Raw genomic sequence first — 25,583 nt, 5'->3', positions numbered from 1 at the left:
GATGGCTAACTGTCCTTGAGTGATGAAGTTGTAAATTCAGGTAATATTGCTGCTACCCGCTCTCTAGAAAACTGAGTCAAAATTCCAATCGCTGCTCCAAATAAGCGAGATGCATTTAAATCATCTTTGACCAGATTCCATAAGCGCTGCACTTCTTGAGCGTGCAAGCGATCGTCTTCGGTGAGTGCAATTACCAACTGTTGTTGGAGAAATTTACCTTCATCGCTCAGTAAATACTGTAAACCCATTTGTGCTGTCGGTAACAGATCGAAACTGTTATCAGTACGAGCGATCGCAATCATATTTTCCAATCTTTCCCACTGGAATTTACCATCTTTAAATAGTACGTTAAGCAATCTGCGCCGCAATTGAGCAGATTCACCCATTAGCAACCGTCGCGCTACATAAGGATAGGCTACTTCAAGGATTCTAAAGTTGGGATTTAACGACAGTGCAATTCCTTCTTGAGTTACCAAGGAACGAATAATTAAAGCAAATTTTGCCGGAACTCGGAAAGGAAAGTCGTACATGAGTTTAGAAAACTCATCGGTGATTGTCTTGAAGTTAAAGTCACCAACGTTACGATTTATTGCATCTCCTAACAAAGATTCGAGAGCCGGGACAATCGGACGAATATCTACATCTGGAGTCAGAAAACCCAATTTTACATAATCGTGGGCTAGGTCGGTATAGTCCTTGTTAATCAGATGAACTATCGCATCGACAAGAGTTTCTTTAGTAGTTTCATCAAGTTGATCCATCATCCCAAAGTCGATGTAGCCCATCCTACCATCCGGCATGGCGAATAAATTACCGGGATGGGGGTCAGCATGGAAGAAACCATGTTCCAATAACTGCCGTAAACCTGTAGTTACCCCGATTTCAATTACAGCTTGCGGGTCTAAACCTGCTGCAATGATACGAGTAGTATCGGTCAACTTGAACCCGTTGAGCCACTCTAAAGTTAAAACATGAGTTGAAGTATAACGCCAATAGATCGCTGGAACTTTGACATGGGGATCGTTGCGAAAGTTAGTTGCGAACCTTTCAGCGTTACGACCTTCGTTTAAATAATCAATTTCCTCAAATAATTTGGTGCCGAACTCATCTACTATTAATGTTAAGTCGTGTCCCAAATTTAGAGGCAGCCAAGGAGCTAACCAACCAGCAGCCCAACGCATCAAATACAAATCTAGCGAAAGAATCGGACGTAAATTCGGACGCTGTACCTTGACCGCGACTTCTTCACCAGTTAATAGACGACCCCGGTAAACTTGACCTAAACTTGCAGCAGCTACGGGAGCGCTCGTAAGTTCGCTAAATATTTCTTTAATTGAATGACCCAACTCGCTTTGAATCATCCTCAAAGCCAGACCATTGTTAAACGGTGGTAATTGGTCTTGCAATTTTATCAGTTCGTCTAGGAAATCTTTGCGGATCAAATCCGGTCGTGTTGATAACGCTTGACCAACTTTAATAAATGTCGGACCCAGACGCACCAGCATTTTTCGTAGATGAATAGCTCGCTTCAACTTATTACGTTCGGCTACTCCCAACCATTCATCCCACTTTAAACCCAGAATAAACCAGGCAAAATTCAAAAAAATGGCGATCGCTCGTCCCCAACCTAGCCAAGGACGCAAACTATAGTACCGCGCTATCTGACGTGGGTCGTACTTACGGTTACTTTGTGTAAGAGCTTGTGTCACTCCCTGTTTACCTCTTTACCTACAATTTAAATTAGATTTAATGTTTAAAAGCAGTTAAAAGCACCCTTGTGTTAAACAAGCTTTATTAACAATCTTTGATGTTATGCTTCGCACTTTTTAGCCAAAGTTTATTAAAAGTTACTTTTTATCTTTTATTATTTTATATTACTACATAAAAGTATAAATACTTAACAAAGCCACTAAAAAGCAGCTTGCGTGGAAAGTACTTATCTCAAAAGTAAATATTAATACTTTCACCACTGATTACAAATAAAATAGTGTCTTTCTATTTATATAAATACAAGCAATATAACTAAAAGCACAGTTTATTTAGATACGTATATTTTATAACTATGTCTTTGATAACAATCAGTTAAGTTTGAACCTTTGTGTCGAAGGTATAATATTAACAATTGTCTTGGATAAGATTGGCAGTGGAATGTTTAGCATTGAGATTGCAGGGGTCTGAATTAGAAACGAGCAGATTAACGTAAAATCCTTAGCGAGAGTCACTCACAGTTTCCCAATTGCTATAATATGCTTAACTGCAACGTATTTATTGATATTTATGAGTTTTTGCCTCTAAGTAACTTAAATAAAACTATCCTCATCAATCAAAAACTATGCCTTTGCATATACTTAATTGCAAAGTAGATAAATAGATGAAATATAAATTCTTTATTTAGCTTTTGTGAGAAAAATCAATAGATAATGCTAATTATTATTATATAAAATTTGGATTGTTTGAGGTAGCATAATAACCGGCATCCAAAAAACACTTTATTATTTCTTAACTATTCGTGATAAAAGTATAAGTGTTTGTTTGACCGCATAAAAATGAAAAACTTTCAAATTCCTACAAACGATTTTTGGTTGCGTATTTTGGTTGTGTTTTTGATTGGTGTAAACATAGCTTTGGTATTTAATTCGAGTACCTTTGGTAAAGCTCCCAGTCGAGACAAATTTTTATGGTCTTTTTTATCAACATCAATTTGGAATATGCTTATTGGTTCCAAAGCTAGTTACGTCAAGGCAAACATTGGTAAATCAAAATACGCACTAGCAGACAAAGAATATTTTTTCCAATTAAAAGATAAATATCCGTACCGCCAAGTTTACGCTCCTGGGGCTTGGGGAGAAGGACGCTGTACGGGTACAAAATCTATGGACATTGCCCTACCGATTCCCGATGATTTGATTGTTCCAGACGCGACCAAAAAGCCATATCGTACACCTAACAACGCTTCAGCCTTTTTGATGCCGGATGGTAGAACATTAGTACAGCTTTCACTTATACGACTTACGCAACTGGCATATTTTGGTCGTAGGGTGCTGTGACACTTCGCTTGATTTCTAACGCAATATAATGGTTTATGTGTCACGCACCGTTCCCTCGGTCTTGTGACAATTGCGGCTATTCCTGACTTAAACATCCTTATTATTACTATCCCGAATATCCCCGAATATCTGTAATTGAGGAAGTTACATAGATTTTATATTTTTATTTATAGTTTTTACAAACTATTGTTTACTTTTTATAAAAAGTTTGTTTTACTACTTATTTCTATCATTTATTTTAAGGAAATTTTATATACACTTGTACTCAAAATGTATTATTTATAAGTACTATTTTAAGTAATTTTCCTCTTTTTATTCCCAACATCAAGAAACTGCAAATTGTCGGTTTTTAGGATGACATTTATTAGTAAGTGGAAATACTATATAAATATGGTTGAGCCAAGGAAAACAAACTCTTATTCAACCGTTACTAAGTTCAACTGCAATTCAAAGGAGGTAAATCAAAGAAATAATATTAGAAAAACCTTATTTTAAAACTTAATTTTCAATTTCCTTCTCTTTATTTATTTTGAGTAGATGGGTAACTAATTGCAGCAATTAGCAACTCTCATCTACTCTTTTTTTTGGTTGACTATGTAAGTGTCTATTGATGTAAAACAAAATCGACTCGTGCGGATCGGAAGACGAACTTAATTTCCTGTTCCCAGAAATGAGCCGCATTCGCAATCACGATTTAGCAGTTGTAGAGACATGGCAAAATCAAGTTGATTGGATGCGAAATCTTCCCAGCGATGAACTTAAATTGTTAAATAACAGTGAATTTAATACTTCAGAAACCGAAGAAATTATAGACATTAAATCTACTTCAACAATATTAGTACCGCAAGAACAACTTATATATGAAAGCTTAAACGAAAAATCCCATTACTACTCTTTACGAGACCAGTTAGCATTTATGTTCAAGCCAGATTTACGTAAAAAGTATGAAAATTATGTCGATCAACAGGCAAAATATTCTGGTTACAAAACATTAGTTGGCAGAAACTTACAGCAAGCTTCCGATTTGACGGTGGCGAATCTCTATTATTACTTCAAAATTCGAGGTAAATCTGAAAGTCAGGAAGTTGAAATAGAAGCTGTTTAAATATTTACTATATTTAAAATTAATACTGGTTATTTTTAATACGTAATTCTGTTATAGTATTTATAATAAATAATTTAAAATTATACAATAAATTAATAATAAATACTTTCAGCAGACGCATCGATGGCGATTAGGCAATAATACTAATAAACTCATTTTTATATCCTGAAAATGAATTTTTACTCTTTTATAAGTAGGTAGGCGTAATTAAATGTAAAATGTCATTGCGTGTGCGTAAGCGCAGATTCACGGAGTGTTCCCTAGAGAGGGAAGGAGGAACGACGAAGCAACCGCAGTGACTGGGATTGCTTCGTTCCTCGCAATGACCGAGCGTATTATATTTATTTGTACCCACCTATTTAACTAGCCGAGCGTTTTTTTATGGCTTTGGGGGAGAATCCCCTAATTCTTGGTTTTTCCCTAACAGATCGAGTAGAACAACACTAAACTACAGTCCGGTTAAGATAGGATACTCATTACATCCTTGATTGAAATAGCTTGCATGGGTACACTTCTTAATCGATTTCAAACCTGGTGGCTTGATAATCGCAAATCTTTGCTGTCTAGGTTTACGACTGATGAACGAGAAATGCAAGAACCTGAGAAATCATTAATTGAACTACCACCCCATCTTGCATCCAAATTAGTCGCAGCAGTCGATAACTTACCTACCGATAACCCGGATATGGAAGCGATTGAGTCAACTTTAGACGAAGCTTTTAAAAAATGGCGCGAAAATTCCCACGCGGATAATTCCGTAGTTATTTTAAGCTCTCCCGTTACCACCGTGTCGCGGATCTTAACCGAAAGTTTACTGGATTGGGCTTCTGAACGTGAAATACCACTGCGACCTTTACAATGGATCGGTAGACCGGAAAAACCCGAAACTATTAAAATAAAGTTACAACAGCAATTAGGTAGAGGTTTAATCACAACAGAATCCAAGCAGCCGGAAATTGTAGTTATTTCTAATTTAAGCTGGTGTTTTTTGCGCTGCGTTGATGGTTTGGAAGGAATTGATTATTTACAAGATGTGCTGCTTCAAGATGATTCTCGATTTTGGGTAATTGGTGGGGGTAAAGTTAGTTGGGAATATCTCAATCACGTATCTCATTTTAAAGCTTATTGCGGCGAATCTTTGGAATTACCCAGACTTACAGGCGAACAATTACAAGAATGGTTTGAACCGATTGTTGATAAATTTGAAATTACTTTTGCAAATGCAAAGCCGAATATCGAGTTTCGTAATAATGAAGAACATAAAAGTAATCAAAGTAGATATTTTGAAAAATTAGCTTCAGTCAGTGAAGGAGTAAATACTGTAGCCGCACAAATTTTTTTAAGCTCAATACGCTATGAACAGAAAGAAGATGATAATGGAATACTAGAAGCCCAAAACCCAGAATTACCTAATTTACCTCATTTAGATGTCTCAGAACACTATCTTTTATATTCATTGTTATTACACGGCGATTTAACTTTAGCTGCACTCAGCGAGAGTTTAGGAGACGAAACAAATTTTGTGAAAGGTCAAGTACAAACATTGCGTCGCAAAGGTTTGATAGAAAAAAAACGTGAAATACTCACTATCAACCCGATTCATTACCCCCGATTAAAAAATGAATTAGCAAACAACAACTTTATCATTCATGAATCAGATTAATTTTGATACTTTTAATTTAAATATTTTTAAAATTAGCTCTTTTATTTTAGCTCAATCTGCCAACGATGCAGCCAAAGAAACCGCCGAACAAACCAAAGATCTGATTACTAAAATTACAACTTGGAAAATCGGTCAAGGACTGATTGTTGTGGCGATTTCTTACATTACTATCAAAGTTATTGACAAGTTAGTAATTTGGTTATCCGAGCAAGTTGCTAAAGAATGGCGATTGCGAATTAAGCAATTTCTGCCTTTTTTGAGAATGATGGTTTTAACTTTTACTATCATCATCTTGATGAACTTATTTTTAAATATATCCCGCGAAAACTTAATTGCAGTTACAGGTACCGTCGCAGTAGCATTAGGTTTCGCTTTCAAAGACTACGTAAGTTCGATTATTGCCGGAATCATCGGCTTATTTGAAGCACCCTACCGAGTTGGCGATCGCATTCAAATCGAAGATTTTTACGGTGAGGTAATCGGTTACGGACTCAGGGGAATCCGCTTACAAACCCCAGAGGATAATGTTGTCACCATACCTCATAACAAAATTTGGACAGATGCCGTATCTAATGCCAATATGGGTGAGTTGGAAGCTCAAGTCGTTACTGAGTTTTACTTTGCTCACGAGGTCGATGTTGAATTAGTTCAAAAAATCCTGTATAGAGTCGCATATACAAGCAAATACACGTACTTAAAACTACCGATTTTAGTAATCATTGAAGAAAATCCTTGGGGAACCTTGTTTAAACTTAAAAGTTATCCCCTAGATGCACGAGATGAATTTATTTACAAAACCGACTTGACAACAAGAGCCAAACGAGCATTCGGAAAATATAATTTGCCTTATCCCCGCTTGATGAATATGGAAGAGAGTTAGGAGTTAGGAGTTAGGAGTTATGAGTTATGAGTTAATAAATATTTTCTTCTCCCCTATTCCCTATTCCCTATTCCCAATACTTAATTAACTTAATTTAATTACAATTCACATCGTGAACTAATAACATATCATCTGAGAAACAGCGTAACTGGGGGAAGTCCTAAATGCTTTGGATTCAAGTCATTATATGTATAGCGCTAGTGATCGCAGTGAGTACAAAACTTTCGCAAAGCGCCGATATGGTGGCTGAGAAGAGTGGTTTGGGACGTAATTGGGTGGGTGCGATTTTACTTGCTGGAAGTACTTCTTTACCTGAATTAGCTACTGGTGTAAGTGCGGTTAATTATCTCGATGCACCAGATTTAGCCGCAGGTGGTATATTCGGTAGCTGTTTATTTAATTTAACGATTCTGGCAATATTGGACATTATTACCGGAGGAGGCCCGCTTTTTCAACAAGCACAGGTTAGTCACGGGTTAGCGGCTGGGATGGGTTCTTTTATGTTAGGTGTTGCTGCTGCTGGGATATTTTTAGCGGGTAAAGGCTTACATCCGATGGTAGGTTGGGTTGGTATTCCGAGTATTTTGTTAATCGTAGTTTACCTAATTAGCGCTCGTTTGATTGCCAAGTTTGAATCGAGACGACGTAACGAAGTATTAGAACAAGAAAGTGAAGTTTACGAATACGCACACGTCAAACCGCGAACGGCTTATTTAACGTTTGCTTTATGCTCGCTTGCGATCGTCATACTTGGAGTATGGTTGGCTTGGTTGGGAGATGAAGTAGTTAAAGCGACGGGATTGGGACAAAGTTTTATTGGTTCGTTGTTAATCGCAATCACTACATCGCTCCCTGAAGTTGCTGCTGGAATTGCTGCGGTACGATTGGATGCTGTAGATTTAGCCATTTCTAACGTTTTCGGCTCCAACATTTTTAATATGGCAATTTTGGGAGTTTACGACATTGTTTATATCAAAGGTGATTTATGGACAAAAATTAGCAGCGTGCATATCTTCACCGCGATTATTGCCATGATGATGACTTCTTTGGCGATTGTAGGATTAATTTACCGGGCTACACGTCCATCAAGGTTATATCTTACTTATGATGTTCTAGGTATAATTGTTTTATATATTGGCGGTATGTATATTGTTTATCTCGGCTGATTCAATTATCAACGAACAGAAACCTCACCCCCTCCCCTCTCCTTATTAAGGAGAGGGGAGCAGTACGGCGAATTTATCTCACCGTCTCAACTGTAAGTACTTGCGGTGGTGTCGCATCTGGAGGATACAGTAAGTCAACTTCTACGAGTCTTTTACTACCTGGTTTTATATTTAGCATTACCAAAGCTTCGCCTTTATCGCCTCTATTTTGTACCAAATGCCAGTAAGTAGTTCGAGGTACGTCTCGATCATCTGTATAACGTACTCTTACCGTACCGCGAAAGAAAACTCTTTTTTCTGGATTGTCAAAGAAGCGCAACCCATTTTTACTTAATTTATCTTCTTTAATAGGTGTTTGTAATGATACTTTAACCGTTTGCGGTTGCTGAGATTTATTTAGTAAAGGTAGCTGCAAACTATACAAAATTCCATAATTACCGTGAGCATAATATGCGGTATCGGGATAGCGTACCAACATCTTGGCAGTTTGGATTTGATTGGTTCCCAAGGCTCCGCGATGCAAAGTAGCGATACCGTAGGAAAAAGCTTGACCGGATGCAGGAATTGTTAGATAAGTTTTTTTAGGGCGATCGACAACTAAAGAATTCCATTGAGAACCTTTTGCGACTCCTGAGACTCTACCGTAAATTATTGGTTTTTCGGTGTCTTTCGGTGGAGTTGGAGCTTTATCTCTGGGTCCGGCTAAATCTCCGCGATCAAGTAAATTTTGCCATTCTTGTAATGTTGGCTCGCGTTCGCTTCCATCTATATTAGTAGGTGCAAACATTGCTAAAGAAGCAGCATATACTTTACCACTGCTCCGCAACCGTATCAAGGTAGAACGTCCATTGATTGGTGGATCGAGTTCTTTCACCGGAATAGGTGCATTTAACAAGATTCGACTTTCTCCCGGTGGAATGATTAATTGAGCGGGGAATGTCGATTGACGTTGATTTCTGAGAATATTACTCATAACGCGACTTCCCGGACCGGCGAAAACCGTACCCAAATTGTTGCTTACTTGAGATGGTAAATCAATAAATGGAGCATCCGGTTGACTTAAATAACTCGCTGCGTGTAATACATCTACCGTTACAGTTTGCTTGCTGGGGTTATGCAGAATTATCCCCAGGTACAGCGTCTTTAAATCATCTGGTGCGGATGCTTTGGCCACATGATGTGCAAATATATCAAATCTTCCTTTAAAAGCAAAGTTCAGATGGGCTGATGATACTTTTTTCCCTCGTGCTGGAAAAGTTGAAAGTAGAATTCCTTCTTTGAGAACTAATTCCGGACTGTTACTGTTAAAAACCGGGACATCATCAAGTTCACCCGGTAAAGGACGCACTTGTTGTGGTTGTACTACTTCTACAGGTGCAGGTGTAGGTGGAATTGTTTGAGCGATAGGAAAATTTAGTAAGAATGAGAACATATATCCGCTTATTTTTGTTCCATTAAAGACGCACCTATATCGATGAAAGTGCCAGCCTGCAAATAATTAATTAAAAATCGACAAGTATTTCAGATCGGTTTTTGGAGTCAAAATGATAACTAGTAATTCGCTGTTACAGTAGATTATCTAAAACTGAATAATACAATCATTTTACATAAAATTACCTCAACCATCTTTAATATCATCTGTCTCATTCCTGCTATTTAATAATTCAGATCGTTAGTTGTATTCAATACAGTTTTCCCAAAATCTATAATTATTTAGTTAGCGGCAATATATTTGTACTATAGACCTGGTAAAATATTTATAGAAAACTTCGGTAATATGATTATGTTGGACAATAGTTATATCCCAGGACAACCGAAAAAAGCAGAGTAAACCACAAATTCAGTTGTCGTTCTGACTCATATTTTTCAAATCAATGGTGCATAACTTGAGCATTATTGAGGAATAGGGAATAGCATAAAGTAGAAGTTAGAGGTTATTTTAAATTATCCTTAAACTAGTAGCTTGGTAATCTATAAGGAGAGGTTGACTTTCATTCGTAAAATCGACCATGCAATCAGTAATGTAAAGCAATTTTAAGGAGTAAATCATCAGAAAAATTTGATTTGTAGTGGATAAGCCAAAATTTGTTTGTAAGTTAATAGCAATCTTTGCGTCGTGAAATTTATTATTTACAATAGAAACACCCTCCATTTATAAATTTATCGGGAGTAGGTTAATGGCAGTAATTGCAGTAGTTGATTATGACATGGGGAATTTGCACTCAGTTTGCAAAGCTTTAGAAAAAGCTGGGGTAACTCCTAAAGTTACAAGTTCTGCTAAAGATTTGGAAAAAGCTATGGCAATTGTATTACCTGGAGTTGGTGCATTCGACCCAGCAATGCAAAATTTGCGATCGCGAGGTTTAATTGAACCAATCAAAAATATCATCGCCGATGGTAAACCTTTCTTAGGAATATGTCTGGGAATGCAAATTCTTTGTGAATCATCGGAGGAAGGACGTGAAAAAGGATTAGGAATTATCAAAGGAAAAGTCAAGCGTTTCCGTGCGGAATCGGAGATCAGAATTCCTCATATGGGTTGGAATCAGTTGGAAATGACTCAACCAATGTCGCTTTTATGGGAGCATTTACCCCCCAATCCTTGGGTATATTTTGTTCATTCTTTCTATGTTGAACCTGTAGAACAAAAGATTAATGCTGCAACTGTTACCCACGGTAGTCAAAGTGTAACTGCTGCGATCGCTTACGATAATGTCAGCGCAGTTCAGTTTCACCCCGAAAAATCCTCTAATGTCGGACTACAAATCCTTTCTAATTTTGTTTCTCAGGTGCGTGAAAAAATCGCTGTTTAATGGTTGTTCAATCAAAAAACAGGACAAGTATCTTACATTTGATTAAAAAAGGCAAATTCTAATTCTAATTTGATGTCGTAGCTCAATTCGTGTTTTCTGCTATAAAATAGTGGCAGTCACAAGTAGTATTGTCCCTAGAATCCCGAAAAACGCGAAAATAATTTTGCTAAGAATCTACGGAAATCGTCAGTTAAAAACATTACCAGGGAAGCAGACCAGACCCACGAGCGCACGGGTAAGAGAAGCAATATTTAATATTTGGCAAGGAAGAATTGCAGGTTGTCGCTGGTTGGATTTATGCACCGGAACGGGTTCTATGGGTGCGGAAGCTTTGTGTCGAGGAGCAAGCATTGTAGTTGGTGTAGAAAAATCTAAAAGTGCTTGCGGTATTATCAAGCAAAATTGGCACTCGGTTGCAAGTTCCGAACAAGAATGGAAACTTTTGCAAGGGGATATATTACAGCTGTTGCCGAAACTTAACGAACAGCAGTTTGACAGAATTTATTTTGATCCACCTTATGCAAGCGATTTATACGAACCAGTATTAGAAGCTATCAAAAAATATCAGCTTTTAGATGTCAATGGAGAAATAGCGGTAGAGCATAATCCCAAATTATGGACACCATCAGAAATTACTAATTGGGAAATCTGCCGTCAAAAAGTCTATGGAAACACCACTATAAGTTTTTACAGTTATCAGTAATCAATTATATTTCCCTACAAGATGATTTTGTATTAAACATGACTTTGTAGAGACGTTGCACTGCAACGTCTCCAGCAATATGGAATCACCACATCATTAGCGTTAACGATTAAAGTCCGAGTTTGTTACCGCGTTTGTACTGCTCGTAAGCTTTATAAAACAAACCAGCCAAAGTTACGAAAACTAAACCTAGAACCATTCCATCAAGTAAGGGTTCAACCATTGAATTCTCCAGATACGCGATCGCGTTTATATTTGTTTACTATGTCTCATCTTATCAAAAAAGCTGGGAAATATCGCAAAAAGCGCTCCTAGAGAGAATTAGAGCCACATTTGAGGTGCAGAAATAGCAATTGGCGCTTGCAGAGACTCTCAAGAACTTTTAAGCTATGTGTATGAAATGAAATATTTTTGTAGACACTGACCTTGACAGCAAACCTTTTGGATAACCAGATTACCAAACCGGACACTCTGATAGGGCGAATCGCGTTCTTTTCGTTAGCGGTTCTGCTAGCAATCCTCACGGGCATTTCTGCTGTAAATATGGCCAGAGCTGCCGACCCCTACATTAAAAATGTATTATCTCTAGAAGGAAACCCCGTTCAAGGACACGCTATTTTTCAAATTAACTGTGCTGGCTGTCATGGCTTGGAAGCAACCGGAAGAGTGGGTCCTTCTTTAAAAGCAGTATCCAAACACAAATCCCGTTATGGACTGATTCACCAAGTTACTGGCGGAGAAACCCCCCCAATGCCCAAATTTCAGCCCACTGCAAAAGAAATGGCGGATTTATTAAGTTATTTAGAAACGCTTTAGAATTTGGGCATTGGGCATTAATTTAGATCGTCTTGATAAAACTTTACTTTTACTTCTATGTATGAAAATACTCTTTTCACTATTCCCAATTCCCAATTCCCAATTCCCTATTCCCTACTCCCTACTCCCTACTCCCTATTCCCTACTCCCTACTCCCTACTCCCTACTCCCTATTCCCTACTCCCTACTAATAACTGATGATTGAAGTTGATTATCGCTTTCCGCCCGGTGTAGATGCCGAAAAGCAAGCTAAAGTTATTGCGGTTGGACAAACTGCTGGTACTTGGGATGCTCGTTTTGCTCATCGAGAAGCCGCGTTACGCGAACATTTGGGGGAAGTAATTGGAGTAAAAACAGAAGCTAGTACGGGCTACAGCATCGCTACGGTTCGTTTTCCGCTGACAAATGTCGAAAATGATATTTCTAGCCTGCTAACGATGATATTTGGTAAATATTCGATGGCTGGTGCGGCGAAAGTTGTAGCGGTGCGCTTACCTCGAAGTTATGGTTTGTCTCCCAAGTTGGGTATTTCTGGAATTAGAGAAAGATTAGGAGTATTTGACCGTCCTTTAGTAATGGCAATATTTAAACCTGCTTTAGGACTTTCGGCAGCAGACCATGCCGGTATTTTAAAAGAAGTTGCCTATGCTGGTCTCGATATTATTAAAGATGATGAGATTCTTGGTGACTTAGATACAGCCCCTACTTTACAACGTCTCGAAGCTTGTCGCCAAGTTATTGATGAGGTCAAGCAAAAAACCGGACGCACTGTATTATATGCCGTCAACGTCACGGGGAATGCAGATAAATTAGTCGAGAAAGCACGGTTGTTAGTCCAAGTCGGTGCGAATGCATTGTTACTTAACGTACTTCCTTACGGGTTTTCGGTACTGCAAGCATTAGCCGCTGACGAACAGATTAATGTACCTATTTTTACTCATCCAGCCCTTGCCGGAGCCTTGTGTGCCGCTCCCGACCACGGTATGGCGTATTCGGTGATACTAGGAACATTGATGGCTCACGGAGGCGCTGACGCGGTGTTGTATCCAGCACATTATGGTAGTTTGCCTTTTGATGCAGTAGAGGAAGCGAAGATTAAAGATAGTTTGCGCGATCGCAATGTTTTTCCAGTACCTTCTGCGGGGATTCATCCCGGTATTGTACCCAAAGCAATAGCTGATTACGGTAATGATGTAATTTTGAATGCAGGTACGGGAATTATGGATCATCCCGATGGTGCTGCATCTGGAGTTAAAGCGTTTTTTGAAGCTTTGGAAAGAGTGGAGAAGCAAGATTTTGATGAGGTACCAGATGGAGCGTTAAAACGAGCTTTAGAGAAGTGGGGGAAGGGGTGATGGGGACGAAAAAAGATAATAAGTTAGGAGTGAGGAGTTAAGAGTTAAAAATTATTACCTTTAACCTTTAACCTTTGACCCTTGACCTTTAAATAAGCCGATCGCGATGATTAGCAAAGTACCTGATAGTGCTACGATTTTTAAGGTTGAATTATCCCAGTGTTTAATGGCGATCGCAATTAATGCCCACACGCTTACACCACTGTACGCAATATCTTGACGTTGCAAAAGTGCGATATTGGCTACAAATGTGGCAATAATCACCATAATTAGAGTCCATGTTTCAGCAGGGATGCCGAAACCATTCCAATTATTGATATATAAAGCACTCGCAATATTAACGATAGTCGCAACGCTGATCCAACCAAGATAAATACTAGTTGGGTAGCGGATAAACCATTTTTCAGCCCGTGATGCAGGTGTGGTTCCAATCCCCAAACGGAGATACATGACTATTAACGGGACTAAAATCAATAGCATTGCTATCACCGAAGCTACGAAAAGCCGAGATAAAAATAGATATACCCAAATACTTTGAGCGACGGATGCAATTGTTAATAGGTACCCGGTTTTACGTAAATTAGGATTATCTCGCTGGGAAGGTAAGACTTGATAGATCGCAAAAGCAAATAATCCTAGATAAATTAACCCCCAGATCGCAAAAGCATAGTTAGCGGGAATTATTAAAACGTTTTTGAATAAAGTATTGGATATTCCCCCAATCGTCAGTCCGTTAAGCGGGAAAATATTTGACAAGACGTTGACGACAAAAGCAATAATTACAGCAGCAAGGGTGACAAGCTGCCGCAAAATATCCCCAGAATTACTCTTAGAGTGCTGCATAGTTTCTGATGTCAATTAATTTCTATGCTTGATAGCCTATATTGTTTTGTAGCGAACTTTCTCAAGGTTATTGACGTTTTTCTTATTTTAAACTCGTTTATGATAATTAAAGCTAATGTATCTAAATATATCTCACTAAATGTTACTTTTATTTGGTATTGTTTGTATCAGCAGCCATAATTGCTGAAGAGTTAAAATTCTAGAAGCTTAGTTAAAAGGAAAGTTGAGATAACTAATAGCGATTTGCAATTTTTTTATTGAACAACTTACGTAACTAAACTCATGAGTTAATGTATAAATAGGAAAAGCACAAATTATTCATCCTAAATATAGATAAATTAGCAGTTTACAAGCTGTTAACTTTTGCTTTTACCTAATTGATTCAAGAAAACAATTTCTTGTGATTTTTTCGGAAGAAAGGTAGATGTTCCCCGTATCCTGTTCAGGGGTTTCGTCTTTGTGATAATCCGCGAAGATTATCGTAATATGAAGTTTATCATAAATTAGTTCGTTAGTAGAAAATTAATCATAATTATCTATCTCTATATGGAGTCTTGGAATAAATTCTTTCTTCCAAGGTGTAAATATTGTAAAATCTTACGGGTTAGATAATTTTTTGCTGTAAGTAGATCGGCAGAAATAAACTGGCATCATGTAATAGAATGTAAGACACAAATCTCTATTTTAATCTGCTACTTTGTGCTTTCTGAGGCATTTTTATAAGTAAGATTTTTAACGTTGACCTACTTACACAAATTAGGCTAACAAATAAAGATTACAGCATTTTTAGAATCAAATTTTAAAAGTAAAAGTCAAATTCCCTAACCCCCCGATAGATTGAGGGGTATTTTGAGTTTCCACTTGTTTTGCAAGTAGGTCAACGTTGAAAATCGCGATCGCGAGTAGGGACAAGGCTTTGATACCAGTTTACATCCCGTTACATAGTTGGTTTTATTTGTGCCGACTTATACAGTTTCTGTATAAAGCGCCGAATTCAGTTTACGCAGGTAGGCTTTGTTTGGGTAGCCCCACCATAGCCAGAGTGAGAGCGATTTAGCGCTTACTCATGTTGAAATTCGCTTCGTGAATTAAGATAAAAAAATAATATACAATTTTTGCGAATGTGTCTCAATTGAGACATTTTTTTTGTAAAAAATGAAAAGTAGAACGTCACATTTCAATTTATTTGTGTCTAGTATAAAAGTTTTATTTTAGCTATATGTGAAATTCTTATTGGTGCAACTGTCAGGAATATAATGTTTTGACAAATGAGATGAAACCATAACTATTCATCAGGTATAGGGCATCTATAATTGATAATTATTTTTTAAAATTCCTATCCCTTTATCTGCCTTCATGCTATTTACTATTAATTAAAAAACATGGAAATATTTTTGATATCTTTTGGTTGGACTGTTGCTCTTGGTGTTGGTACCTTTTTTCTGTTCTTATCAAACTTAATGTATAGTCTCAACCCTGAAGATATAATGTCAGAATTCACTCGCTATGGTACAACTATTGGTTGCATCGGAGGATTGACTATTGGTGTAGTACTGATGTGGACTAAAACTGCAATTAAGCCATCTGATGTAGCTCTTTTAGGGTTTCTTTGGGGAGTTAGTTTTTTCAGTGGTTTAACTATTGGTTGGGAAATGTTTATCCTTGATTCTTCAAGTCAAATTTTTAGCCAAGGGATGATTGTTGGTATGAGTATCGGCGGTTTTTTAGGTGGATTATTCACAGCTTTACTATTACAACACTATAGACTTTTAAACAATTGGCTTAATATCTTACTTGTCACCATTGGTTGGTTAGTCGCATTATTTAGCGGTAGCTTTTTTATTTTCGGATTCAACTTATTTGTAGGTATTCCCATCGGATTTGTTTTTGCTCTGATTATTAGTGGAATAATTATTGGTACAGTTGGGAGCAGCATTATGTTTTGGCAGATGAGATGAATCTAATTTTAGATTTTGGATTAGGAATTAGGAATTATCTATACTAAACTAACCACCGTATGTAATATAGTTGTATTTTAGCTATGCAAGTCGGTAAATATGACGAAACCGGAGTTTGAATACACCACCGTTACCAATTTGGAGGATAGTCAAAGGTTTGGAAGTATCATCGAGCAGTGTTTTTTAAGCTCTCCTGGTGAAGGAGAAACTTGGGTTAAGCAGATGGGGATAGACAATTTACGTGTCATCCGTCAGCAAAAACAAATCGTCGGTGGATTAGTGACTATTCCGATGTCACAATGGTGGGGTGGTGAAAGCGTTGCGATGACGGGAATTGCTGGAGTTGGTATTGCTCCGGAATACCGGGGAACGGGTGCAGCGCTAAGTTTAATGCAGCATACTATCAAAGAAATTTATACCAAGGGTGCGGCGATCTCCGTACTTTATCCCGCAACTCAACGCCTATATCGTAAATTAGGATACGAGCAAGGGGGTAGTTTTTACGGTTGGGAAATTCCCGCGCAAAGCATTCAAATTCGCGAAAAGCCTTTACTCGTAAAATCTGTTCCAATAGATTCAGAAATCTTTTACGAACTATATACAAAACAAGCCATAAATATTAATGGATATCTAAATCGCGCTCAACCGATTTGGCATAGAATAATGAAACCGGATAAAAAAGATGTTTTCTATGCTTATTTAATCGGTTCGGTAGAAGAACCCCAAGGTTACATCATATTCAGCCAATATTCAGAAGATAACAGTACAATTTTACGAGTTATAGATTGGGTTGTGCTGACAAATGCAGCCGCACAAACATTTTGGTCATTTCTGAGTAATCATCGCGCTCAAATAGATAAAGTACGCTGGCGCGGTTCTGTAACCGATCATCTTACATTACTATTACCCGAACAAACCGCCAAAGTTAAATTTACACAATGTTGGATGTTGCGGGTAATAAATGTAGAAAAAGCATTATCCACACGGGGTTATTTATCGGGAATTAAAGCCGAACTGCATTTAGAAATAACAGATGATTTGATCGCAGAAAACAACGGTAAATTTATTTTATCTGTCGCTAAAGGACGCGGAAGTGTGACAAAAGGTGGTACAGGTGAATTAAAGCTAGACATTGGAGGACTAGCACCACTTTACACAAGATTATTCACCGCTCAACAATTGCAGCTTGCAGGAAAACTCGATGGGACAGATGCAGCACTTTCTACCGCTACAGAGATATTTGCAGGTTCATCTCCTTGGATGGCAGACTTTTTTTAAAAGCACAATTTAAGATTTTGTTTACTCCCTTCCCGGTAGAAGATTAGCGAATAAAAAAACCACAAAGACGCAGAGAACACAGAGAGTTGATCTAGTGTTGAGCGCTGCTGTATTTTTTTAACTATAATCAATCGCTCTATGATTACCTTCGCAAAGTTTTATGAAAAAGCGTTACAAACTTTAGTAAAATGACATTAATAAAATGAGTATATATTCTTACTAGCATCATGGCGGAACATTTTCCTTGGCTGACCGCAATAGTTTTATTTCCACTTTTTGCTTCTTTTCTCATCCCCTTTTTACCAGATAAAGATGGTAAATTCATCCGGTGGTATGCCGTTGGTGTGGGTATGGCAGACTTTTTTTTGATGTGTTTTACTTTTTGGCGGCATTACGATGCAAGCAATGCAAGTTTTCAGCTTGCCGAAAGTTACGCTTGGGTACCTCAATTAGGTTTTAATTGGGCTGTTTCCGTTGATGGTTTGTCTGTCCCTTTGGTACTGTTGGCGGGTTTTGTGACGACGCTGGCGATGTTTTCGGCTTGGCAGGTTGATCGCAGACCGCGTTTATTTTATTTTCTCATGTTGGTGCTGTATTCGGCACAGGTTGGGGTGTTTGTCGCCCAGGATTTAATGTTGTTCTTTATTATGTGGGAAGTGGAACTGGTTCCCGTATATTTACTAGTTAATATTTGGGGTGGTAAAAAACGCCGTTATGCAGCAACCAAGTTTATACTCTACACCGCAGCCGCTTCGATATTTATTTTAGTCGCTGCGATCGCAATGGCTTTATATGGTGGAGATAATGTAACTTTTGATATCGCTACTTTGGCAACAAAAGATTATTCCTTGGGTTTTGAGTTGTTGTTGTATGCGGGATTATTAATTGCATTCGGTGTAAAACTAGCTATTTTCCCCTTACATACATGGCTACCTGATGCTCACGGCGAAGCTTCCGCTCCCGTATCGATGATTTTAGCGGGTGTATTGCTTAAAATGGGTGGATACGGGTTAATTCGCCTTAATTTGGAACTGCTTACCGACGCACACATTTACTTTGCACCAGTTTTAGCAACTCTTGGAGTTATTAACATTATCTACGGTGCTTTAAATTCCTTTGCTCAAACTCATATGAAGCGACGTTTGGCTTATTCGTCAGTTTCTCACATGGGATTTGTGTTACTAGGTATCGCTTCCTTTACCGATTTAGGCATCAACGGTGCGATGTTGCAGATGATTTCCCACGGTTTAATTGCATCAGTACTATTCTTTTTAGCTGGTGTAACTTACGACCGCACCCATACAATGAAAATGGATGAAATGGGCGGTATTGGACAAACTATGCCGAAAGTTTTCGCTTTGTGTACCATAGCTGCAATGGCTTCCTTAGCACTTCCTGGGATGAGCGGATTTATCAGCGAACTTTCGGTGTTAGTTGGTGTCACCACCAGCGATATTTACAGTTCTACTTTCTGTACAGTAACGGTATTTCTAGCTTCAGTAGGAATAATCCTGACTCCGATTTATCTACTTGACTTGTTGAAACAGGTATTTTACGGGGAAGGTAAAGTTATCTGTGATATTGGTAACGCGAAATTGGAGAACTTGGAAGCAGAAGGAACGGCTTGTTTTGGTACCGATTGTGCTTTACCAGATGAATCAGTATACAGAGATGCGAGTCAGCGGGAAGTGTTTATTGCAGCTTGTTTCCTAGCGGTAATTATCGCGATCGGGTTTTATCCTAAAGCTGTAATGCAGATGTACGACGTGAAGACAGTAGCAGTCAACGCTCATGTACGGGAATCTTATACTCAAATTGCTCAAACTAATCCCGGTATTTATGCGAGATTTTTGACACCGAATGTAGAAGCGGAGATTGTACCAGTTTTAGGAGCTTTGAAGTAAGGATTAGGTAAAAAATTGAATAATTAATGTAGAGACGTTGCACTGCAACGTCTTTATTAATTTGTGGTTAATTAATTGACCTGTAATAAACGTTTTTCCGTGAAAATCCATCCAGCCCTCATAAATTGGCGAAGGTATTTGTTAAGTGTAGTCAAGTTTTTGAAAATTTATTAGCATACAAAAAAACGAATGGGTACAAATATCTTGTTTGTCTTAGTATTATTGAGAACAGAGTCTTTACGAAAAGCAATGTGTAGTTAATTATGCCTATTCCAGCTACAAGCGAATTACCTAAGCCTAAAGATTGGAATGAATTTGAAGATATTGTGTGGGAAATTTACACAAGGGAATGGCAAGATTCATATGCAGCAAGATACGGTAGAAGTGGGCAAGTGCAACATGGTATTGATATTTATGGTAAGCCGAAAGATTCTAATTGTTGTATAGCAATTCAATGCAAGCGCTATAAGAACGGTAAACTTACCAATACAGATATAGAGAAAGAAGTCAACAAAACTCAGTCGTTTACATCTGAGATTAAAGAATATATTATTGCAACAACAGAATCAAGAGATACAAAACTCCAAGATTATCTTCAAGAGCTTAACAATAAACGTAACTTAGAAAATAAATTCCTTATTTATATAGTTTTTTGGGAAGATATCTGTAATAAGTTAGCAACTCCTAGTAACTCTGATTTACTGAAAAAATATTATTCCGTGTGGGAAGAAGTTTATAAAAATAAAAATAACCTTTCTTTGGCAGAAGCGAAGAAAAACTATTTAAAGAAACTCAGGCATATTTTCAATCATATAAATCTTGCTGGTATTGATGTGAAAGGTGAGAATACCCATCAATCTGGAAAACTTGCAAATATTTTTGTCGCTCCAAACTTAGAGGAGGAAATTTTAGATAATTCTTATAATAAATTCAATAAAAATGAAAACAATAAAACTCAACAGGAAGAAATACAGCAGAGGACAATTTTAGCAACAGGATTATTTAAAGAACGACAATCAAAGAGAGCCTTAATACTAGGTACACCAGGGTCAGGAAAAACTGCTTTAATCAGTTACTTTTTACTTTCTTTATGCGGAAACAAATTAAATGAAGTAGCTGATGTTCAAAAAACAGAGAAAAAAACCGAATTGTCTAATGATAGTGATGATTTTTTGGAAATTATAAATTGGATTAATGGAAAACTTGAACCTATCAATATTGGACTTTCAAATGAAATAGATTGGCTACCAATCGTAATTCGCATTCGAGAATTAGCTCTTCATTCAAATATGAGTATTCTTGATTTTGCTCGATATAGGTATTGTGCTGATTTACCTAATTCAAATGAGTTTTTTGAATATTGGCTCAGGGAAGGAAGAGGGGTAATTTTTTTTGATGGGTTAGATGAAGTAGGGACAGAGAAACAAGCGAGAATTGTCGAGCAAATAAAATTATTTTTAGAAACTTACCCTCAAAATCGAGTTATTATCACTTCTCGTCCTATAGGTAATCCAGGTCGCTACTTTTCTACTAAGGAGTTTCCTCATTACCACATTCAACCTTTTCATAAAAATCAAATAATTGTCTTTATTAATCGTTGGTATGAGAGTATTTTCTCTGAGAAATCGCAAGCAATAGTTCATCAAAGTAATCTCAGACAAGCTATATTTGATAATGCTAGGCTCAAGCAACTTGCTAGTAATCCTTTACTATTAACAATAATATTGTTAATCCATCGCGAACAAAAGCAGTTACCGAAAAGACGTAATGAGCTTTATGATTGTGCGATTAATACACTGTTGGATTCCTGGGATAAACATAAAGAAATAAGAAATCATGAAATTTTGCAATATTTGGTAGTAGATGATTTACGCTGGCTGATGGCACGTTTAGCTTACTGGATACATACTCAAGGTGGATTAGATGAACAAGAAGGAGGAATATTAATTGAACGAGATACACTACTGGAAAAATTATGTGAGTATATTCAAGATATAACAGGAATAAAATACCATAGAGCAGAAGCAGAGGCGAAGCGATTTTTAGATAAAATAATAGGCGACCGTGCTGGTTTAATCAGTAATCAAAGTGATAATTTATATGGTTTCGTACATAAAACTTTTCAGGAATATTTAACAGCAGAAGATATTTATAATAGAGCTAAAGAGCAGCTTACATTGGAGCCTATATTAAGTGCAATCAAATTGCATTTACATGAACCACATTGGAATGAAGTTATTTTTCTATTAGTGGCAAAATTGAAACAGAAAGATGCTATACAAACAATGCAAGCAATACTCGAAAATAATAGCGAGTATGAACAATGGTTACATAGAGATTTGTTATTTGCTGGACGTTGTTTAACTGAAAATCTGAAACAGTGGAAACAAGGAGTGGAAAATATAGACCTAGTAAAAAATATTTTAAATCAAATTATTAAATTAAAATCTACAAATGATTTTCCAATTCCTATGGAAGCCAGGAAAAATATTAGAGACATTTTATTGAATTTAAGCGGGACTATTTTTGAGAATAAATTACTACGAATACTGAATCAATATGCTTCAAAAAATAATCAAAAAGCAGATTTAATATATCGATTAGCACTGGGAGGACACGAAGAAGCTGTTGATGATGTTTTACAGTTGCTAAAAAATAAACATACATATAAGTCAACAATCGAAACTATAAGAAATGCTTTTAAATACAGTAATATTTCTGATTTTTTAATTCAAAATTTTAGCTCAAATTTTCATGGAGAAATAGGAATAGCCGAAGCTTTAAATATGCTTGGCTATCATGATGATTATGTAAGCGATACTCTCAATTATTATGGTTATGATAAATACTATAATGATATGGCTTATGAAGAGTTTCAAAAACAACAAATAGAAGAAGCGCAGTCTGTTTACTCTAAGATAAAAGCATTATTTAGCGATTTAACAAATAATCCTAATTATGAAGCGGGAATAAATGAATTAATAAATTGGTTGGGGTATGAAGATTATGGTGTGAATGAATATGTAGCAAAAGAGTTAGGTAAATTCAGTGATGTTTACTCAGAGATTGAAATTAAACTTCTGGAAGAATTCAAAGGTAAATCATCTGATGAATATTTTCATGTGGTTTTAGCTCTAGGGTATTTAAGAAAACCCTCTGAGAATGTAATAACTATTTTAATTTCGTTGCTTCATAATGATGAAAACATATTTGTATGTGCGAATGCAGCGAAAGCCTTAAGTCAGTTAAATATTTCTCATGATGTTGTTAAGAGTGAGCTACTTAAATCTCTAAAAGATGTTAGACTATTTGACTCATCTCAACCATACAGCTTTCCTGGTAATCTTTATGAAGAAGCTTTATATTTTAACTCTGAAGTATTTAAAGCCTTAGTTCAGTTAAGTAAAACGTCTAATGCAGTTGCTCCTACTTTGGCTCAATGGATAGAAGAAAATCAGGATAAAGAAGACATTAGATGTGCAGTTAATGCACTTTGGCAAATAGTGGAAGGTTCAACAATCAAAGATAAAGATTTGCGGTGATAAAGTTGATAAATAATATCAATAAGATAGCCCAGTCGCAATTCTGCGTATCTTGACTAACACTTTCTGGTTTGATTGTAATTGCCACTGTAGCTGTAACTTGGCTTTCCGGGACTAATTCACAACGTCTCGCTTCTTAAAGTCATTATGTACGCACAAATGCTTTGATTCAAATGAAATCTGAAACCGCAATGATTCATTTAATTAAAGTTATCAACAATCAAAATTTTCTGCAAGTTAATAATGGCAAAAATTATTTAATATGCTTTAAACGTACTTGAAACAATTCAAAATATCTTAATTATAGACCCGCATCTATACGTATTAAACTATCAACTATATAATGCATACAATAACAATGATACACCTGCTTAGTGACGCTCAGCGCATCGCAAATTATAATTTTACTCGCGATAGGCAAACGACCTGTAAAATTGGAAAGCGATGAAAAAACCTGTTTACTCAGTATTAGAGCAAAAATATCGCCGCATCCAAAAAGAATTAATGATTGGAACAATCTCTATTTGTGGGGTGTTGCTGACGGGAACTTTATGGTACAGATTTGTAGAAGGTTGGAAGTGGGAAGACTCTGCTTTTATGACGGTGATTACCTTATCAACCGTTGGTTATGGGGAAACTCAGCCTTTAGGAAGACGGGGAAGATTATTTACGATCGCTCTAATTTTGATGGGGGTAATCACCATTGCTTATATTGTTAATCGATTTACAGAAGCTGTAATTCAAGGATATTTTCAAGAAGGAATTCGACTCAGACAACAGCGACGCACAATGGAATCTTTATCAAGTCATTATATTATTTGCGGATTTAGTCGTACAGGTCGTCAGATTGCCCAAGAATTTGAAGCGGAAGGGGTACCTTTTGTAATTATTGATTCGGAAGTAGAACTTGTTAGAAAAACCCAGGCAGAAGAAGGTTACACCATATATCAAGGTGATGCAACTTTAGATGAAACATTAGTACTTGTAGGAATAAATCGAGCTATTTGTATCGTCGCTGCATTACCGTCAGACGCAGAAAATTTATACATAGTATTGTCAGCAAAAGCACTGAATCCAAATATTAGAGCGATCGCCCGCGCTAGCACGGAAGAAGCAGTACAAAAACTTCAGCGAGGTGGTGCAGATGCAGTAGTTTCGCCCTACATTACCGGCGGTAGAAGAATGGCAGCAGCCGCTTTAAGACCCCAGGTCATGGATTTCGTTGACGGGATTATTTCGGGGAGAGGTCGCGAACTATACATGGAAGAAGTTTTAATCGACCGCAGTTCATGTCCTTTCGTCGGTCAAACTTTAGGAGAAGCAAGATTACGAGCGCAAACTGGAGCATTAGTTCTAGCGATTCGTCGTGCTAACGGTGAGTTAATTGGTGGCCCCACAGCTGATACTAAGTTAATGTCAGGAGATGTAATGATCGGTATGGGAACAGCCGAACAATTACGCGCTCTCAACCGAATACTCGGACCCATAGACTCTAAACCACTACGTAAACCGAAGAAAAGTTAGTTTTTTGGATGGGGAGGTGGGGAGATTGGGGGACAAGGGGACAAGGGGATGGGGAGATGGGGGGATGGGGAGATGGGGTAGTTAAATAGCGAGCAAGATGCTCGCACTACTTCTAACTATTTAAAGTTGCAATTCTGCTAATCCCAGATACTTAACACCTTCGGGTGTAGTTTCAAAGCGACAAGGTAATACTTCTAAACCCATAGATACAGCTTGTCGCAATAATTCACCGTATAAGGGGTCGGCATTATCTCCGGGTGCAAAGTGGGTGCAATCGCTGCGGTTGATAAAGTAAAGCATTACTCCACGACTTTGAGGCAAAAGTGCCATTAATTCCCGCAGATGCTTTTGTCCTCTTGTTGTTTCGGTGTCGGGAAATAAAGCTAACCTTTTATCCGTCCAAGTTGTATTTTTAACTTCTAAATATATTTGACGGTTATCATCTTTTAGTAAAGATTTATTTTTTATTCCTACATAATTAGTATCGATTATGTTATCTATAAGTGCCAGTGGATTTGATAAATTAATTTTCTCAGCAGAAAGTAAACAAAAATCTATTCGGCTTTTTCTATCTTGTCCGTAAACAACTTCGCTTTTAACTTCATCGTATTTTCCTAATTCTGGAAAGATATATTTTTGCAGGGCTATTTTAATAATTTTATTTGGTAAACCTGTATTTACACCTACCCAAACTGGTTCGTTATCGTGCAACTGAATCATTTCCCAGGTATAGGCTAATTTGCGTTTGGGATTATCTGTTTTTGATAATTGTACGGGATTTCCAGGAATATAAACTCCTTTCATTGGTCCCGTATTTGGACAGTGTGCTGTAACAATTTCCCCAGAAGCAAGTTCCACATCCGCAAAAAACCGCTTGTAGCGTTTGAGTAATATTCCTGGATATAAAGTTGGATAATGGTAGATAAAGTCGGACATATCGATTTTGGATTTTAGATTTTGGATTTTAGATTGAAAGTTAAGAGTTA

Annotated in this window: 19 protein-coding genes; 14 read left to right on the top strand and 5 right to left on the bottom strand. The window is 37.2% G+C overall.

Features of this window, described 5'->3' with window-relative positions:
• Positions 1-5: 5 nt before the first annotated feature.
• Positions 6-1,709: an AarF/ABC1/UbiB kinase family protein gene (locus VB797_RS04095; RefSeq protein WP_323236355.1), complete on the bottom strand. Its 1,704-nt coding sequence runs from the start codon at positions 1,707-1,709 to the stop codon at positions 6-8.
• Positions 1,710-2,546: 837 nt separating this feature from the next.
• Between VB797_RS04095 and VB797_RS04090 the strand changes: the two genes are divergently transcribed.
• The 5 genes from VB797_RS04090 to VB797_RS04070 all read left to right on the top strand — a co-directional run bounded on the left by VB797_RS04090 (position 2,547) and on the right by VB797_RS04070 (position 7,861).
• On the top strand, positions 2,547-3,047 hold the full coding sequence (locus VB797_RS04090; protein ID WP_323236354.1) for a hypothetical protein: 501 nt from the start codon (positions 2,547-2,549) through the stop codon (positions 3,045-3,047).
• A 670-nt stretch (positions 3,048-3,717) separates the two neighbouring features.
• The gene (locus VB797_RS04085; protein ID WP_323236353.1) at positions 3,718-4,152 is read left to right on the top strand and encodes a hypothetical protein; all 435 of its coding nucleotides are present in this window, start codon (positions 3,718-3,720) and stop codon (positions 4,150-4,152) included.
• 502 nt (positions 4,153-4,654) lie between these two features.
• The gene (locus VB797_RS04080; RefSeq protein ID WP_323236352.1) at positions 4,655-5,815 is read left to right on the top strand and encodes an ArsR family transcriptional regulator; all 1,161 of its coding nucleotides are present in this window, start codon (positions 4,655-4,657) and stop codon (positions 5,813-5,815) included.
• On the top strand, positions 5,802-6,695 hold the full coding sequence (locus VB797_RS04075; protein WP_323236351.1) for a mechanosensitive ion channel family protein: 894 nt from the start codon (positions 5,802-5,804) through the stop codon (positions 6,693-6,695). Before VB797_RS04080 ends, VB797_RS04075 begins: the two co-directional genes overlap by 14 nt.
• Before the next feature lie 164 nt (positions 6,696-6,859).
• Positions 6,860-7,861: a sodium:calcium antiporter gene (locus VB797_RS04070; RefSeq protein WP_323236350.1), complete on the top strand. Its 1,002-nt coding sequence runs from the start codon at positions 6,860-6,862 to the stop codon at positions 7,859-7,861.
• 73 nt (positions 7,862-7,934) lie between these two features.
• Here VB797_RS04070 and VB797_RS04065 read toward each other — a convergent pair whose 3' ends face one another.
• Complete coding sequence (locus VB797_RS04065) at positions 7,935-9,293, bottom strand: DUF3370 domain-containing protein (RefSeq protein WP_323236349.1); 1,359 nt, start codon at positions 9,291-9,293, stop codon at positions 7,935-7,937.
• Positions 9,294-10,038: 745 nt separating this feature from the next.
• Here VB797_RS04065 and hisH point away from each other — a divergent pair.
• Both hisH and rsmD read left to right on the top strand, forming a co-directional pair.
• Positions 10,039-10,674: an imidazole glycerol phosphate synthase subunit HisH gene (gene hisH, locus VB797_RS04060; RefSeq protein ID WP_323236348.1), complete on the top strand. Its 636-nt coding sequence runs from the start codon at positions 10,039-10,041 to the stop codon at positions 10,672-10,674.
• Positions 10,675-10,834: 160 nt separating this feature from the next.
• A complete protein-coding gene (rsmD, locus tag VB797_RS04055; protein ID WP_323236389.1) occupies positions 10,835-11,377 on the top strand; it encodes a 16S rRNA (guanine(966)-N(2))-methyltransferase RsmD in 543 nt (180 codons plus the stop codon).
• A gap of 109 nt (positions 11,378-11,486) precedes the next feature.
• Here rsmD and petG read toward each other — a convergent pair whose 3' ends face one another.
• Positions 11,487-11,600 (bottom strand): cytochrome b6-f complex subunit V, encoded by a 114-nt coding sequence (gene petG / locus VB797_RS04050; RefSeq protein ID WP_323236346.1) that lies wholly within the window; start codon positions 11,598-11,600, stop codon positions 11,487-11,489.
• Between the two features lie 218 nt (positions 11,601-11,818).
• Between petG and VB797_RS04045 the strand changes: the two genes are divergently transcribed.
• Both VB797_RS04045 and VB797_RS04040 read left to right on the top strand, forming a co-directional pair.
• Positions 11,819-12,193, top strand: a complete 375-nt coding sequence (locus tag VB797_RS04045) for a cytochrome c (protein ID WP_323236388.1) — start codon at positions 11,819-11,821, stop codon at positions 12,191-12,193.
• 194 nt (positions 12,194-12,387) lie between these two features.
• The gene (locus VB797_RS04040; protein ID WP_323236387.1) at positions 12,388-13,548 is read left to right on the top strand and encodes a RuBisCO large subunit C-terminal-like domain-containing protein; all 1,161 of its coding nucleotides are present in this window, start codon (positions 12,388-12,390) and stop codon (positions 13,546-13,548) included.
• Positions 13,549-13,608: 60 nt separating this feature from the next.
• Here the strand turns inward: VB797_RS04040 and VB797_RS04035 are convergent, their stop codons facing one another.
• Positions 13,609-14,391 (bottom strand): tryptophan-rich sensory protein, encoded by a 783-nt coding sequence (locus VB797_RS04035; protein WP_323236345.1) that lies wholly within the window; start codon positions 14,389-14,391, stop codon positions 13,609-13,611.
• A gap of 1,487 nt (positions 14,392-15,878) precedes the next feature.
• Here VB797_RS04035 and VB797_RS04030 point away from each other — a divergent pair.
• The 5 genes from VB797_RS04030 (at position 15,879) to VB797_RS04010 (ending at position 24,597) form a co-directional block, all read left to right on the top strand.
• Positions 15,879-16,349: a hypothetical protein gene (locus tag VB797_RS04030; RefSeq protein WP_323236344.1), complete on the top strand. Its 471-nt coding sequence runs from the start codon at positions 15,879-15,881 to the stop codon at positions 16,347-16,349.
• 99 nt (positions 16,350-16,448) lie between these two features.
• Positions 16,449-17,627, top strand: a complete 1,179-nt coding sequence (gene eis / locus VB797_RS04025; RefSeq protein ID WP_323236343.1) for a GNAT family N-acetyltransferase — start codon at positions 16,449-16,451, stop codon at positions 17,625-17,627.
• Positions 17,628-17,851: 224 nt separating this feature from the next.
• Positions 17,852-19,531, top strand: coding sequence for an NAD(P)H-quinone oxidoreductase subunit 4 (locus VB797_RS04020; RefSeq protein WP_323236386.1), 1,680 nt, complete (start codon positions 17,852-17,854; stop codon positions 19,529-19,531).
• A gap of 263 nt (positions 19,532-19,794) precedes the next feature.
• The gene (locus VB797_RS04015; protein ID WP_323236342.1) at positions 19,795-23,073 is read left to right on the top strand and encodes an NACHT domain-containing protein; all 3,279 of its coding nucleotides are present in this window, start codon (positions 19,795-19,797) and stop codon (positions 23,071-23,073) included.
• 444 nt (positions 23,074-23,517) lie between these two features.
• On the top strand, positions 23,518-24,597 hold the full coding sequence (locus VB797_RS04010; protein WP_323236341.1) for a potassium channel protein: 1,080 nt from the start codon (positions 23,518-23,520) through the stop codon (positions 24,595-24,597).
• Positions 24,598-24,717: 120 nt separating this feature from the next.
• On the opposite strand, the gene sfsA is transcribed toward VB797_RS04010, so the two are convergent.
• A complete protein-coding gene (sfsA, locus tag VB797_RS04005) occupies positions 24,718-25,533 on the bottom strand; it encodes a DNA/RNA nuclease SfsA (RefSeq protein WP_323236385.1) in 816 nt (271 codons plus the stop codon).
• Positions 25,534-25,583: the final 50 nt, after the last annotated feature.

Source organism: Rivularia sp. UHCC 0363 (assembly GCF_034931125.1).
Lineage (GTDB): Bacteria > Cyanobacteriota > Cyanobacteriia > Cyanobacteriales > Nostocaceae > Rivularia.
This window is presented reverse-complemented; position numbering and strand designations above follow the sequence as displayed.

Excerpts from the sequence above, each read along its gene's own strand:
- VB797_RS04075 (WP_323236351.1), top strand. The coding sequence starts at position 5,802 with ATGAATCAGATTAATTTTGATACTTTTAATTTAAATATTTTTAAAATT.
- VB797_RS04080 (WP_323236352.1), top strand. The coding sequence starts at position 4,655 with ATGGGTACACTTCTTAATCGATTTCAAACCTGGTGGCTTGATAATCGC.
- petG (WP_323236346.1), bottom strand. The coding sequence starts at position 11,600 with ATGGTTGAACCCTTACTTGATGGAATGGTTCTAGGTTTAGTTTTCGTA.
- VB797_RS04085 (WP_323236353.1), top strand. The coding sequence starts at position 3,718 with ATGAGCCGCATTCGCAATCACGATTTAGCAGTTGTAGAGACATGGCAA.
- hisH (WP_323236348.1), top strand. The coding sequence starts at position 10,039 with ATGGCAGTAATTGCAGTAGTTGATTATGACATGGGGAATTTGCACTCA.
- VB797_RS04070 (WP_323236350.1), top strand. The coding sequence starts at position 6,860 with ATGCTTTGGATTCAAGTCATTATATGTATAGCGCTAGTGATCGCAGTG.
- eis (WP_323236343.1), top strand. The coding sequence starts at position 16,449 with ATGACGAAACCGGAGTTTGAATACACCACCGTTACCAATTTGGAGGAT.
- VB797_RS04090 (WP_323236354.1), top strand. The coding sequence starts at position 2,547 with ATGAAAAACTTTCAAATTCCTACAAACGATTTTTGGTTGCGTATTTTG.
- VB797_RS04010 (WP_323236341.1), top strand. The coding sequence starts at position 23,518 with ATGAAAAAACCTGTTTACTCAGTATTAGAGCAAAAATATCGCCGCATC.
- sfsA (WP_323236385.1), bottom strand. The coding sequence starts at position 25,533 with ATGTCCGACTTTATCTACCATTATCCAACTTTATATCCAGGAATATTA.
- VB797_RS04015 (WP_323236342.1), top strand. The coding sequence starts at position 19,795 with ATGCCTATTCCAGCTACAAGCGAATTACCTAAGCCTAAAGATTGGAAT.
- VB797_RS04035 (WP_323236345.1), bottom strand. The coding sequence starts at position 14,391 with ATGCAGCACTCTAAGAGTAATTCTGGGGATATTTTGCGGCAGCTTGTC.
- VB797_RS04030 (WP_323236344.1), top strand. The coding sequence starts at position 15,879 with ATGTCAGAATTCACTCGCTATGGTACAACTATTGGTTGCATCGGAGGA.
- VB797_RS04065 (WP_323236349.1), bottom strand. The coding sequence starts at position 9,293 with ATGTTCTCATTCTTACTAAATTTTCCTATCGCTCAAACAATTCCACCT.